We start from the raw sequence: 13,310 nt of genomic DNA, 5'->3' as shown, positions 1-13,310 counted from the left end.
GACTAAATTTGACACCGGGAAACCTTTCCCGCTTTTCCCTTGCCAACTTCTTATGAGCAACCCCATAATCGACCTGCGCTCCGACACCGTCACGCGCCCCACTCCGGCCATGCTGGAGGCCATGTTTCAGGCCCGCGTAGGCGATGACGTGTACGAGGAAGACCCCACGGTGCGCGCCCTGGAGCAGGAAGCCGCCGACCGGTTCGGGCTGGAGGCCGGCCTGTTCTGCCCCAGTGGCACCATGACCAACCAGATTGCCATCAAAGCCCACACCGAGCCGCTGAGTGAAGTAATTTGCGAGCAGACCTCGCACATTTATTTGTGGGAAGTGGGCGGCATTGCCTTTCACTCGGGGGCTTCGGTGGCGCTGCTGCCCGGCAGCCGGGGCCGCCTCACGGCCGCGCAGGTGGAGGCCGCCATCCGGCCCCAGAACGTGCACTATCCCACCACCAGCCTCATCAGCCTCGAAAACACCCACAACCGCGGCGGCGGCAGCTGCTACGAGCTGGCCGAAATCGGGGCCATTGCTGAGGTAGCCCAGCGCCAGCGCATTCCGCTGCACCTGGATGGAGCCCGCATCTTCAACGCGTTGGTAGCTACCGGCCAGGATGCCCGCGAGTACGGCCGCCTGTTCGATACCATTTCGGTGTGTTTGAGCAAGGGGCTGGGCGCGCCGGTAGGCTCGGTGCTGCTGGGAAGCCAGGCGTTCATCCAGAAAACCAAGCGCATCCGCAAGGTGATGGGCGGGGGCATGCGCCAGGCCGGCTACCTGGCCGCCGCCGGCCTCTACGCCCTCCATCACAACGTGGAGCGCCTGGCCGACGACCACCGCCGCGCCCGGCAGCTGGGCACCGCCCTGACCGCCCAACCCTACGTGGCCGAAGTGCTGCCCGTGGAAACCAACCTGGTCATCTTCCGCCTCCACGACACCACGCCCGCCGACGGCTTCCTGGCTCAACTGGAGCAGCACGGCATTAAGGCTTCCTCCTTCGGCCCCCAGATGATCCGCTTCGTCACCCACCTCGACGTGGACGACATCATGATAACCCGTATCGAGGCGGCCCTGGCGACTTTGTAAGTTCTCGGCCCGGCGGCGGCAAGCCGTTGGGCCGGTTGCCGCGTGAACAACGACGCGAGGGTGAGGCCCTAACAACGTCAGTTCACCGCAACCGGCCCGACGGCTTGCCGCAGGACCGGGGAAGCGGCCGGCCCAACTTTTCGGTTTTTCCAACGAAGCAGCGCAACCTTACGTCTGGGTAGTATTCCTTTTTCCTGTCCTGCTTACTGAATGGAGTTATACAATACTCTGGCCCTGCTGCTGGTGCTGGCCGCCACGTTTGGCTACATCAACCACCGCTTTCTGCGCCTGCCTTCCACCATCGGGCTAATGGTGCTGGCGCTGGTGTCTTCGCTACTTGCCATCGGGTTGGGCCGGCTGGGGGTGCCGTGGGTGCTCACGGCCAGCGAGATGGTGCGCGGCATTGATTTCCACACCATTCTGATGCAGGTGATGCTGAGCTTCCTGCTGTTTGCGGGGGCTCTGCACGTAGATGTGCGCACGTTGGGCCGCGAGCGGGGCGCAGTAGCCGCTATGGCCACGGTGGGCACGCTGCTTTCCACCGTCATCGTGGCTACGGCCGTGTATGTGATACTACCACTGCTCTACCAACCCGTCGATTTTATCTACTGCCTGCTGTTTGGGGCCCTGATTTCCCCCACCGACCCCATTGCCGTATTGGGTATTCTCAAGGAAGCCCGCATCGATAAAAGCTTGGAAATCAAAATCGTGGGCGAGTCCCTGTTCAACGACGGCATTGCGGTGGTGGTGTTCGTGAGCCTGTTTCAGATTGCCGAGTTCGGGGCCGAGCAGGCCACGGCCGCCGTTATCGGGGAGCTGTTTCTGCGGGAGGCGGTGGGCGGCATTGCGTTGGGCGTGGCCCTGGGCTACGCCGGCTTTTGGGCCCTGCGCACCATCGACCATTACCAGGTGGAAGTGCTCATTACCCTGGCCCTGGTGATGGGCGGCACGGCGCTGGCCACGGCCCTGCACACCTCGGGGCCGCTGGCCATTGTGGTGGCCGGCCTGATTGTGGGCGACAAGGGTCGCAGCCTGGGCATGTCCGACATCACCCGCGAGTACCTGGATAAATTCTGGGAAATTCTGGATGAGATTCTGAACGCGGTGCTGTTCGTGCTCATCGGCCTGGAAATGCTGGTGCTCGACATCAACCGCACCATCCTGCTGATTGGCGCGCTGGCCATCGGCATCACGCTGATAGCCCGCCTGGTTGCGGTAGCCGTGCCCCTGAGCGTGCTCAGCCGCTACTACCACTTCGACCGGCCCACGCTGCGGGTGCTTACCTGGGGCGGGCTACGCGGGGGTATTTCGGTGGCCCTGGCCCTTTCCTTGCCTGATTCCATGCCCCGCGACCTGATCGTGGGCATCACCTATATAGTGGTTATCTTCAGCATCATCGTGCAGGGCCTTACCATCGGGCCGCTGGTGAAGCGGCTGGGCCTCAGCAGCCCGGAGCCAGACCCGGACCACTGATAATTTCGTTAGCACTGTCCGGTCCGGCAGGCACAGCCGGCCGGGCCAGCAGGCGGTTTCCGCCGTGCGCCAATCCATATCCTTTCCTGATTCCCGCCCTATGCTCCACCTGCTGCCCTACGATGCCGCCGCCCACGAAGCGGCCGTGCTGGCCCTGTTTCACTCGAACGTGCCCCGCTACTTCACTGCGCCGGAGGAAGTCGATTTGCTCCGTTACCTGCGCACCGGCCTGCCCTACTTCGTGGTCGTGGAAACACCGGACGAGGCCGCCGAAGAAGATCCGGCCGGCACCGTGGTGGCCGCCGCCGGCTACGCCCTCGACGACGACCAGGTGGATCTGACCTGGGATTTGGTACATGCCAGCCGCCACGGGCAGGGTCTGGGCCGGCTGCTTACCGAGTTTCGGCTGCGGGAAGCGGCCCGGCTGTTTCCGCATCTGCCCGTGCAGGTGGAAACCTCCCAGCTGACGGCCGGTTTCTACCAGAAACTTGGTTTTCAGCTCCTGGAAACCCAGCCCGACTACTGGGCGCCGGGCCTCGACTTGTGCAGCCTCCAACACGAACCGCTGGCCACTGCCGTATGAACCTCTTTGTGCTAGGCGATGTGCATGGCTGCTACCACACGCTGCGCGAATTGCTCACGCACTGGCAGCCCGCCACCGAGCTGTTGGTGCAGGTAGGCGACCTGGTGGACCGGGGCCGCTTTGCGCCGGAGTGTGTGCAGCTGGCCCGCGAGTTGGAAGCTGCCCATCCGGGCCATACCGTGTGGCTCAAGGGTAACCACGAGCACGAGATGCTGCGCCACTTCGGTCCCGGCGGCCCCAACCCGCCCTGGCTGGAATGGGGCGGCCGCGCCACGGTGCAGCAGTACCGGGGCCGCCCCGAAATGCTGCGCGAACATCTGGCCTGGCTGGCTCAGCGGCCCTTGTGCTGGCAGAACGAGCACCTGCTCATCAGTCACGCCGGCTTTGCCGATACGCCCGCGCCCCTCGACCCTGACAACCCCCAGGGCGTACTCTGGCGGCGCGGCCCGCTGCACCGTTTTGCAGCGCAGCGGCAGGTAGTCGGCCATACCCCCAGCCCCGACGGGCAGACCGTATTCGACCACACCAGCAACACGGTGTACCTGGATACGGGGGCTTACAACGGCCTGTACCTGACGGCCGTGCGCTTCTCCCCCACCGGTGAGCTGCTGGCCGAGTTTTCGGTTCCCACTTCCCGCCTCGATATTGCGCTGGTCTAGCCTGCTGATCCTATGATGAACCCGCCCGATTCCGCCGCTTTGCGCCACCTCACCGCCGCCGACCCGGTAATGGCCGGCCTCATTGCCCGGGGCCGGCCCATTGCGCCCGCCGCCCACGAGGACCTGTACCTAGCGTTGCTGCGTGCCATCGTGAGCCAGCAGATTTCCACCAAGGCAGCAGCAGCCATCTGGCGCAAGGTGCAGGCCCTGTTCCAACCCGATGGCTATCCTGAGCCGGCCGCCCTGCTCCTACTCACCGAGGAAGACCTGCGCACGGCGGGCATTTCGCGGCAGAAAGCGGGCTACCTGCGCGCCATTGCCGAATTCGCCCAGCGCGACCAGCTCGACCACGCCCACCTCAGTCAGCTTTCCGACGACGAATTCACCCAGCACCTCACCCAGATTAAGGGCGTAGGCCGCTGGACCGCCCAGATGCTCCAAATGTTTGCCCTCGACCAGCCTGACGTATTCCCGGAAGGCGACCTAGGCATCCAGAACGCCATGCGCCGCCACTACGGCCTGCAGGAAACCGGCCGGGCCCTGCTGCGCCGCATGACGGAGCTAGCCGAGCCCTGGCGGCCCTACCGCACCCTGGCCAGCAAGTACCTCTGGCAGTCGTTGGATAACTCGCCGGATACTCCGCCGGCTGCCGGGGCCGCTTAGTCGTTGGTTTCGCCGTTAGCTTCGCGGCGGCGTGCCTCCCGGATGCCCAGTACAATGGCAATAAACGTGGATACCAGCGGCACGCAGAACCCGAATAGCAGCCACGGCCAGAACCGGCGGCCGTACATGTGGGCAATGTACACCGTCATCAGCGCCGACAGCGGGCAGACCATAATCAACAAAAACAGCAGGTCGGAAAAATCCATGCAGGCAAGGGTTAGCGGTAAAGCGGGTCGAGCTGGGCCAGCTGCGGGGCCGGTTCCCAGCCGGTCGGCCGCTGGCGCGGGTAAAACCAGGCGGCTCCGGCGGCCAGCCACTGCGCCCGGAACTGCCGGGCCGCCGCGGGCGTCGCGTCGTCGAAGCCAAAGGTAACGCCGCAGCAGCCGCAACTGCTGAAATCCGGCTGCCGGCCATCAGGCCCCCAGGGCGACTCGTCGTAATCCAGGCCGCAAACGCGGCAAAACCAAAGGGTCATCGTTCAGAAAGTCAAAACAGCCGGGCCTCAACCCCGCACCTTGCCTCGCTTTACCAGGTAGGCGTACAGCACCTTATCAAATGGCTCCCGGATGTCCACCGGCACAAAATCGATTTTGTACTGCCCGCAACGCAGGGCCAGCTCCTGCTCATACTGGCGCATGGTGGCTTGGTACTGTTCGCGCACCTGGTTGGGTTGCAGCTTGATGGTCTGCCCGGTTTCTAGGTCCTCGAACAGGTAAGGCCGGTCCTGAAACTCGAAATTAGCTTCGGTGGCGCGGTCCATCACGTGAAACAGCAGTACCTCGTGGTGCTGGTGGCGCAGGTGCTGCAGCGCGGCCAGGGTTTCGGTCTGCTCCTCGGGAGCGCGGCCTAACATGTCGGAAAACAGCACCACCAACGAGCGTTTCGGGATTTGCTGGGCGATGGTGTGGATGACGCCGGCCACGTTGGTGCCGGCCCGGCCGGGTGCGGGGGCGCGCTCCAGCAACTGTTGCAGCGTGAGCAGCAGGGTGTGGCGGTGGGTGCTGGTGGAGCGCACCGGCGTCTGCAGCTCCACTTCGTTGGCGAAGGTGACCAGGCCCACCGCGTCGCGCTGCTTTTGCAGCAGGGTGGTGAGGGCCGCCGCGCACAGCACCGAAAACCGCAGCTTGTCGTAGCCCGGGGCCGGGTAATACATGCTGGGGCTCACGTCGAGCAGCAGGTGGCAACGCAGGTTGGTTTCCTCCTCGTAACGCTTCACAAACAGCTTGTCGGTACGGGCAAACACCTTCCAGTCGAGGTGGCGGGTACTTTCACCGGGGTTGTATAGGCGGTGCTCCGAAAACTCCACCGAAAACCCGTGGTAGGGCGACTGGTGCAGGCCTGTGATGAAACCTTCTACCAGCTGGCGGGCCAGAAACTCCAGGTTGGAGAAAGAGCGGACGGCGGCAAGATCGAGCGGTTGGGCCATGGCAAAAGCAAATGCGGGAGGAGCAAGATACGACAGGATTCGGGGGTGGAACTACCAGGACTACTTCAACGCTACGGCCGCTGCCCCCAACTATTACAACCTATTTTCCATCCATTATCCAGAATATATAATCTTTCTTTTATACCAGCCGTTTCATTACCTGTCAATTATGGTATTTGAGGATATACAGCCGTTTACATAGCGTTTTGCCAGTATTAATCCCGGAATAGGAAAATACGAGCCTTAAAATTTTTATATCTACTGGAAACAACGTATTTTGCGCTGAACTTCAATCATCTTGGAATAGCAAAACTTTACTTAGAAGGCCAGTGGAAGACCGTCACGACCAGGAAGAAATTTACTCCCAACGCATTAAGGCCGGCAAGCGCACGTATTTTTTCGACGTGAAAGCCACCCGCGGACAGGACTATTATCTGACCATCACGGAGAGCAAGCGTCGACTGCGCGACGACGATACCTTCTCCTACGAGAAGCACAAGATTTTCCTATACAAGGAAGATTTCCTCAAGTTTGTGGACGCCCTGCAAGATGCCGTGGACTACGTGCGGGAGGAACTGTTGACGGCCGAAGAAGTGGCCGAGCTGGACCGCCCCCGTCCCGCCTACGAGGAGCGTGAAGGTGGCTTCAACCCCAACCGCGCCGACGATAACTTTTAAGTCACTCCTTTTTCCGGAAGTCTAGCGAAACACCTCCTACTTCTTCAGTTTTTGTCCGCTTCCCACCGCACGGCGCGCCCGGCTTCGGCCCTGGCGCGCCGTCGTGCGTTGCAGGCGGCCCCGAACTATTCGCCGACACGCCTGTTCAGAAAACCGGCCGGATTTGGCCAACAGCACGTAGCTTTGCCGCCTTGCGCTGAGGATAGCCGTACACTTTTCCGGTTTTAGTTGGCCGGATGCCGCCCGATGCCTTCCTTCGCAAGTCGTAACCCACACAGCCCACTTAAGCCCGCAACAATGACGAAAATCAAAGTAGCTAACCCGGTAGTAGAATTGGATGGCGACGAAATGACGCGCATCATCTGGAAGTTTATCAAGGACAAGCTGATAACGCCCTACCTGGAGCTCGATATCAAGTATTACGACCTCGGCATTGAGTACCGCGACGAAACCAACGACCAGGTAACTATCGACGCCGCCAACGCCATCAAGCAGTACGGCGTGGGCATCAAGTGTGCCACCATCACCCCCGACGAGGAGCGTGTAGTGGAGTTCGGCCTGAAGCAGATGTGGAAGTCGCCGAACGGCACCATCCGCAACATCCTGGACGGCACCGTGTTCCGCGAGCCGATTGTGATGAGCAACGTGCCCCGCCTCGTGCCTAACTGGACGGCCCCGATCTGCATCGGCCGCCACGCCTTCGGCGACCAGTACCGCGCCACCGATTTCGTGACCAAGGGCAAAGGCAAGCTCACCGTAACCTTTCAGCCCGAGGACGGCGGCGAAACCCAGTCGTTTGAGGTGTACAACTTCAAAGGCGACGGCGTAGCTCTGGCCATGTACAACACCGACGAAAGCATCCGCGGCTTCGCGCACGCGTGCTTCAATCAGGCCCTGAGTAAGGGCTGGCCGCTGTACCTGAGCACAAAGAACACCATCCTCAAGAAGTACGATGGCCGCTTCAAGGACATCTTCCAGGAGATTTACGAAGCCGATTACCTGACTAAGTTCAAGGAAGCCGGCATCACCTACGAGCACCGGCTGATTGACGACATGGTGGCCTCGGCCCTGAAATGGAATGGCAACTTCGTGTGGGCCTGCAAAAACTACGACGGCGACGTGCAGTCCGACACCGTGGCCCAGGGCTTCGGCTCGCTTGGTTTGATGACTTCCGTACTGGTGACGCCCGACGGCGGCACGATGGAAGCCGAAGCCGCCCACGGCACCGTCACGCGGCACTACCGCGACCATCAGAAAGGCAAGCCCACGAGCACCAACCCCATTGCCAGCATCTTCGCCTGGACACGCGGCTTGGAGTTCCGCGGCAAGCTGGATAACAATCAGGAGCTGATCGACTTCTGCCACGCGCTGGAAGCCGTCTGCATCGAAACCGTGGAAAGCGGCAAGATGACCAAGGACCTGGCCGTTTGCATCCACGGCAACAAGGTGGAGCACGGCAAGGATTACCTCTACACCGAGGAGTTCCTGGCGGCCCTCGACGAAAACCTGAAAGCCAAACTGGCTAAGTAAACCACTGCTTTTTCATCTAAAAAAAGCCCGTCCGTTTCTCGGATGGGCTTTTTTTATGCGTTTCAGAACAAGGATTCGGGCAGCTTACAGAACATAATACTGGCTGAGCAATACCAATACGCCGGCGGCCAGGTAAAACCCCAGGCGCTGCAGTTTATGGGCGGGTTTATGGTGTTCACACATGCGGACTGAACACCGCCCGGGTAGCGTGGGGTTCAACCCGTGCGTAGTTCCGGTGCAACACTCCTCACCCGGCGGTGCTTTCCCCGAAAAAGCCCCGTACCTTTGCGCCACGAATTGCGCGTCTGGAACGCCAACTCACCATTTCACAACTTCACAACTCCACCATATGGGTCTCCGCTGCGGTATCGTCGGCCTGCCGAACGTCGGCAAATCCACGCTTTTCAACGCCCTTTCCAACGCCAAGGCCGAATCGGCCAACTATCCGTTCTGCACCATTGAGCCGAACGTGGGCGTGATTACTGTGCCCGATGAGCGGCTGCAGATTCTGGAAAAGCTGGTGAACCCCAAGCGCGTGCTGCCCACCATCATTGAGTTCGTGGACATTGCCGGCCTCGTGAAGGGCGCCAGCAAGGGCGAAGGCCTGGGCAACAAATTCCTGGCCAACATCCGCGAGGTAGATGCCATCATCCACGTAACGCGCTGCTTCGACGACCCCAACATCGTACACGTAGCCGGTGGCGTGGACCCCGTGTTCGATAAGGACGTGATTGATACCGAGCTGCAGATCAAAGACCTGGAAAGCATCGATAAGAAGCTGGCCAAGTCGGAGCGCTCGGCCAAAAACGGCGACGCCGCAGCCAAGAAGGAAGTGGCCGCGCTGCAGCGTTTCAAGGATGCGCTCGAAGGCGGCCAGAACGCCCGCGCCCTCACGGTGTCGGCCGAGGAGCTGGAAGCAGTGGCCGATCTGCAGCTGCTCACCATCAAGCCCGTGATTTACGTGGCCAACGTGGATGAGGCCAGCGCCATCAGCGGCAACGCCCACACGGCGGCTTTGCAGGCGCACGTAGCCAAGGAAGGCGCCGAAGTGGTGCTGGTTTCGGCCGCCATTGAGTCGCAGATTGCCGAGATGGAAGACCCCGAGGAAAAGGAGATGTTCCTGGGCGAGTACGGCCTCACCGAGTCGGGCCTGAACCGCCTGATCCGCGCCTCCTACACTCTGCTCAACCTGATTACCTACTTCACGGCCGGCGTGCAGGAAGTACGCGCCTGGACGGTGCACCGCGGCGACAAAGCCCCGGCCGCTGCCGGCGTCATCCACTCCGACTTCGAGAAGGGCTTCATCCGGGCCGAGGTGATCAAGCTGGCCGACTACCAGGAGTACAAAACCGAAGTAAAGATCAAGGAAGCCGGCAAAATGGCCGTGGAAGGCAAGGAATACGTGGTGCAGGACGGCGACATCATGCACTTCCGCTTCAACGTGTAAACGCGGATTTTGTAGACGATTGTTTTCAGTAGCAGCTACATGGACGTAAAAGACAGCAACGGCAACCTGCTCGCGGAAGGCGACTCGGTGACGCTCATCAAGGACCTGAAAGTGAAAGGCTCCTCGCTCACGCTCAAGCGCGGCACGGTAGTTAAGAACATCCGCCTCACCAACAGTGCCGCCGAAATTGAAGGCCGGGCTGGCGGCAGCACAATGGTTCTTAAAACCGAGTTCCTAAAGAAGGCCTAACGCCGTTTCTTCAGCGGCAACCAATAACTTAAGCGCCCCAGCCGAGCAAGTCGGCTGGGGCGTTTTTGTGTTTATCATCGGGAAGAAATGAGCCGTCAACTACTTATCGAGCACGTCTTTCAGCCTCTAAATAAGGTCGTTTTGCAGAGACTTGCCGCGTGCTTTTATCACGATGTTGTTGGCATAGAAGCTTTAACAACAAATGAGCAGGGCATTGACATCATCGCACAGCAAGTAGAACTTGTATTTGAAGATGAGCAATCTGTCTTTGTTGGATGGGATGGAGTTCAAGGATGGCCCCAATACACATTGAGTGCATCAGCAGCATCCTTTTGCCAATCCAGCGAGAGATTCAAGCCTGATACAGTATTCTGGCAGAGCCTTCTGGGCAAGCAACTCACAAGTTTCAATGTGTTCGGCTTCCCCGATACTCGCCCTCACCTATTACTGCTTCACTTTGAGGAAATGGAGGTTGCAATAGCTAATTGTTACCTGGCATTCGATTTCATTCCCGAAGATCCATCAGGAGACGATGTTTGGGTTCTTTCAACTGTGGAAAGCATCCATCAATTCATAGAAAAGCTAGACCTCAAAAAACTTGAAGTCTAGCTTTCACAAGAGGTGCAGCCTAAAGCCTACTTTCCCACCACTTTAAACAGCATTCCAGCAGTCATCTTGTCGGTAGTTTTCATGCCGTTGAGAATGGCCATTTCCTCGTATCGCTTGCTGGAAACGCCGTTGGCGGCGAGGGCTGAGGCCAGCGTCTGGCCGGCTTTGGCGGTTTTGATGCGGATACGCTCGGGCTGGCGGTTGATTTTACTGACGTCGGTGAGGCGCTTGAAGCCTTGGGCGGTGCGCTGGAAAGTGCTGCCGTAGGTGCCGAGGGTGCCGGGGCCGCAGAGGCCTACCAGCGCATAAATTGTCTGGCCGTCCTGGATGAGGTAGGTGAGGGTGCTGGCCGTGATGCCCTGCTGGCCGCTCTGCTGGTCCTGCCCTACCTGGTCGCCCTGGATAACCATTGCTGGCAGGCCGTTGACGGTGGTTTTCTGGGCCTGGGCGTTCTGGAGCTTGAGCTGCTCGGCCAGGGCCTGAGCGGTTTCGTCGAGGCCTTTGTTGCCGGCGGGCAGCAGAATCTGCACGGCTTTGCCATTGGGCTCGGCCATCTGGAACTGGCTGGGCGAGTTCTGCGACTTCCAGCCCTGCGGAATCGGGAACTGGAACTTCAGGTCCGGGTGGTAGAACACGCTGTTTTCCACGTAGCCTTCGCGCGGGTTGTCACCGTAGGGCAGGCCCTCAATCAGGCGCAGGTACTGGTCGCGGTTCACGGACAGCTGGCGGCCAGCCTGCTGCTCGGCCTGGGCGGCCAGCTTCTTCACGTTGGTGTAACGGTCGGCAGAGTTGGGGTGCGACGACAGGAAAGTAGGCACCGTGGCCGCACCACTGCTCTGCTCAGTGCGCGAGAGAGTCAGGAAGAAATCAGCCATGGAAGCCGGGTCGTAGCCGATTTTACTGGAATACTTCACGCCCAGCTGGTCGGATTCGGTTTCGTCGTCGCGGCCATATTTCAGCAAACCGATGCCTACTACCTGCGAAGCTGGCTGGGCAATGGAGGCCACCCGCTTGGAGAGGATGGAACCCAGAATCAGGGCGCCGTTGGCAATGGTGGAGCGGGTCTGCTGCTTCTGGCCGTGGCGGGCCGTAATGTGCCCGATTTCGTGGCCGAGCACCCCGCTGAACTGGGCTTCGTTGTTGAAATAGGCCAGAATACCGCGCGTGAAATACACGTGGCCATCGGGGGTGGCAAAGGCGTTGATGATGGGCGAATCGACCACCGTAAAGCCTTTCACATCGGCAGGGCGGTCGGAAATGCGGCCCATCTGCATGCCCTTCTGGTCGATGTAGCTCTGAAGCTTGGCGTTATCGAGCAGGCCGAACTGAGCAATGACCTGCGGATCGGGCTGGGCGCCCTGCACGGGCCGGGCCACTGCGGCAGCAACGGGTTTCGGAGCCGGGGCGGGAGTCAAGTAGCGCGAGCCGACAGCCGGCAGCAAAGCCAGCGCTGCGCCGGCGTACAGGAAATAAGAGGGAGTGGGCATAAGTAAGGTGAATGAGCGTGGGAATGGGAGGGTGCGCACAACAAGATACGCCTGCAACGAAGCCCGACGGTGGCAAGGTTACAGTTCGTGACCCGTCAAGACCAATTCCGTGCCGAATCAGCCTTGGGGTTTCTCCGCCTGCTGCTGCTCATCCAGCTCACCGGCCGTGGGCCGACCGTGTCGCCGGTCCAGCCAATCCATAACGGGCGTGGCCAGCGTGCCGTGCAGAACGATGGACGTGAGTACCGTGAAGCCGGTAATGGCCCACAGCTGCCGGCCATCAGCAAACTGCGCTTCGTGCAGCGCAAAAGCCAGGTAGAAAAACGAGCCGATGCCCCGGATGCCGAAAAAGGAAATGACCAGCCGCTCGGGCCAGCTTACGCGGCTGCGGCCCAGGGTGAGGATACCGCCCATCGGCCGCAGAATCAGGAGCAGAAACAGACCCAACGCCGCACCGGTCCAGGTGAGTGGGGCCAGCAGTCCGCGCACAATGGCCCCGCCAAACAGCAGCAGAATCACCACGATGAGCAGCCGCTCCAGCTGGTCGGTAAACTCGTGCATCTCGGTGTGGTATTCGTGGCTCCGCTCGTGGGCCCGCAGCGTGACGGCGGCCACGAATACGGCTAGAAAGCCGTAGCCGTGCAGCAACTCCGTAACGCCATACGCCGTGAGCGTGACGGCCAGGGCCACAAATCCGTAGGCCTCGGGGTTGATTTGCACACGACGAGGCAAATCGAAAATCAGAAACGACAGCACCCGTCCCGCCAGCCAGCCAGCCAGCACCCCCATGCCGGTGCGGTAGAGCACGTCCATCCAGGCCCAGTGCAGCAGCTCCTGCCCTAGGTGCAGCGACGAGGCCGCCAGCACCACCAAGGCCAGGTGTACGAAGGGGAAAGCCAGCCCGTCGTTGAGACCGGCCTCGCCGGTCAGGGCGAAGCGCACGTTGTCTTCGCGGCCCTCGCCGGGGTTACCCACCTGCACGTCGCCGGCCAGCACGGGGTCGGTGGGGGCCAGTGTGGCGGCCAACAGCAGGGCCGAGGCCGGCACCAATCCGCCCAGCTTCCAGGCCACCACCGCAAACACGGCAATGGTAATGCCCATCAGCACCAGCACCAGCTGCAACGGAGCCCGCCAGCGCCAGAGGGAAAACTTACGGTCAATTTTAAGCCCCGTACCCGTGAGGGCCACCGTCACGCAGATTTCGGTGAGGTGCATGGTGAAGGTGGAATGCTCGTTCGGGTCGGGGTTGGGCAAGCCCAAGGGCAACCCGAACACCAGCATCCCCAGCCCCACGAACAGAATGGGGTAAGACAGCGGAAACTTCTTCAGCAACGACGGCAGCCAAGCGACGGCCAGGATGGCCACGCCCAGCACCACCAGAATCAGGTTATAGTGCGACATAGAAAGCAGTTGGAAATCAACAGAACTC

Annotated in this window: 15 protein-coding genes; 10 read left to right on the top strand and 5 right to left on the bottom strand. The window is 60.8% G+C overall.

The features are described from left to right. Nucleotides 1–52 precede the first annotated feature (52 nt). From EI293_RS06850 to EI293_RS06830, 5 genes are all read left to right on the top strand, one after another. On the top strand, nt 53–1,078 hold the full coding sequence (locus tag EI293_RS06850; protein ID WP_125436415.1) for a threonine aldolase family protein: 1,026 nt from the start codon (nt 53–55) through the stop codon (nt 1,076–1,078). A 210-nt stretch (nt 1,079–1,288) separates the two neighbouring features. Then, entirely contained in the window at nt 1,289–2,551 is a 1,263-nt protein-coding gene (locus EI293_RS06845) for a cation:proton antiporter (RefSeq protein ID WP_125436414.1), read from the top strand. 100 nt (nt 2,552–2,651) lie between these two features. After that, nucleotides 2,652–3,134 carry a GNAT family N-acetyltransferase gene (locus tag EI293_RS06840; RefSeq protein WP_125436413.1) on the top strand — a complete coding sequence of 161 codons (483 nt, stop codon included), beginning with the start codon at nt 2,652–2,654 and terminating at the stop codon, nt 3,132–3,134. After that, nucleotides 3,131–3,793, top strand: a complete 663-nt coding sequence (locus tag EI293_RS06835; protein WP_125436412.1) for a metallophosphoesterase — start codon at nt 3,131–3,133, stop codon at nt 3,791–3,793. The genes EI293_RS06840 and EI293_RS06835 overlap by 4 nt, the downstream gene beginning before the upstream one ends. Nucleotides 3,794–3,805: 12 nt before the next feature. After that, nucleotides 3,806–4,456 (top strand): DNA-3-methyladenine glycosylase family protein, encoded by a 651-nt coding sequence (locus EI293_RS06830; protein ID WP_317127204.1) that lies wholly within the window; start codon nt 3,806–3,808, stop codon nt 4,454–4,456. On the opposite strand, the gene EI293_RS06825 is transcribed toward EI293_RS06830, so the two are convergent. From EI293_RS06825 to EI293_RS06815, 3 genes are read right to left on the bottom strand one after another with little or no spacing between them, the layout of a single operon-like run. Next, nucleotides 4,453–4,662, bottom strand: coding sequence for a hypothetical protein (locus EI293_RS06825; RefSeq protein ID WP_125436411.1), 210 nt, complete (start codon nt 4,660–4,662; stop codon nt 4,453–4,455). The genes EI293_RS06830 and EI293_RS06825 overlap by 4 nt on opposite strands. Before the next feature lie 11 nt (nt 4,663–4,673). Then, a complete protein-coding gene (locus tag EI293_RS06820) occupies nt 4,674–4,931 on the bottom strand; it encodes a hypothetical protein (protein ID WP_125436410.1) in 258 nt (85 codons plus the stop codon). Between the two features lie 27 nt (nt 4,932–4,958). Continuing rightward, nucleotides 4,959–5,882 carry a DUF58 domain-containing protein gene (locus tag EI293_RS06815; RefSeq protein WP_125436409.1) on the bottom strand — a complete coding sequence of 308 codons (924 nt, stop codon included), beginning with the start codon at nt 5,880–5,882 and terminating at the stop codon, nt 4,959–4,961. 329 nt (nt 5,883–6,211) lie between these two features. Here EI293_RS06815 and EI293_RS06810 point away from each other — a divergent pair, with 329 nt between their 5' ends. From EI293_RS06810 to EI293_RS06790, 5 genes are all read left to right on the top strand, one after another. Then, nucleotides 6,212–6,559 (top strand): DUF3276 family protein, encoded by a 348-nt coding sequence (locus EI293_RS06810; protein WP_125436408.1) that lies wholly within the window; start codon nt 6,212–6,214, stop codon nt 6,557–6,559. A gap of 297 nt (nt 6,560–6,856) precedes the next feature. Beyond that, on the top strand, nt 6,857–8,089 hold the full coding sequence (locus EI293_RS06805) for an isocitrate dehydrogenase (NADP(+)) (RefSeq protein WP_125436407.1): 1,233 nt from the start codon (nt 6,857–6,859) through the stop codon (nt 8,087–8,089). A 349-nt stretch (nt 8,090–8,438) separates the two neighbouring features. Continuing rightward, nucleotides 8,439–9,536: a redox-regulated ATPase YchF gene (gene ychF / locus EI293_RS06800; RefSeq protein ID WP_125436406.1), complete on the top strand. Its 1,098-nt coding sequence runs from the start codon at nt 8,439–8,441 to the stop codon at nt 9,534–9,536. A 39-nt stretch (nt 9,537–9,575) separates the two neighbouring features. Then, nucleotides 9,576–9,785, top strand: coding sequence for a zinc ribbon domain-containing protein YjdM (locus tag EI293_RS06795; RefSeq protein ID WP_125436405.1), 210 nt, complete (start codon nt 9,576–9,578; stop codon nt 9,783–9,785). Nucleotides 9,786–9,872: 87 nt separating this feature from the next. Continuing rightward, complete coding sequence (locus EI293_RS06790; protein ID WP_125436404.1) at nt 9,873–10,394, top strand: hypothetical protein; 522 nt, start codon at nt 9,873–9,875, stop codon at nt 10,392–10,394. Between the two features lie 26 nt (nt 10,395–10,420). Here the strand turns inward: EI293_RS06790 and EI293_RS06785 are convergent, their stop codons facing one another. Both EI293_RS06785 and EI293_RS06780 read right to left on the bottom strand, forming a co-directional pair. Continuing rightward, nucleotides 10,421–11,881 (bottom strand): M48 family metalloprotease, encoded by a 1,461-nt coding sequence (locus tag EI293_RS06785; RefSeq protein ID WP_125436403.1) that lies wholly within the window; start codon nt 11,879–11,881, stop codon nt 10,421–10,423. A 117-nt stretch (nt 11,882–11,998) separates the two neighbouring features. Next, a complete protein-coding gene (locus tag EI293_RS06780; protein WP_125436402.1) occupies nt 11,999–13,282 on the bottom strand; it encodes a cation:proton antiporter in 1,284 nt (427 codons plus the stop codon). Nucleotides 13,283–13,310 lie beyond the last annotated feature (28 nt).

The sequence above is a fragment of the Hymenobacter perfusus genome, from assembly GCF_003944765.1.
GTDB classification, from domain to species: Bacteria; Bacteroidota; Bacteroidia; order Cytophagales; family Hymenobacteraceae; genus Hymenobacter; species Hymenobacter perfusus.
Note: the sequence above shows the minus strand (reverse complement) of the source record. Positions and strands in the feature narration are given on the sequence as shown.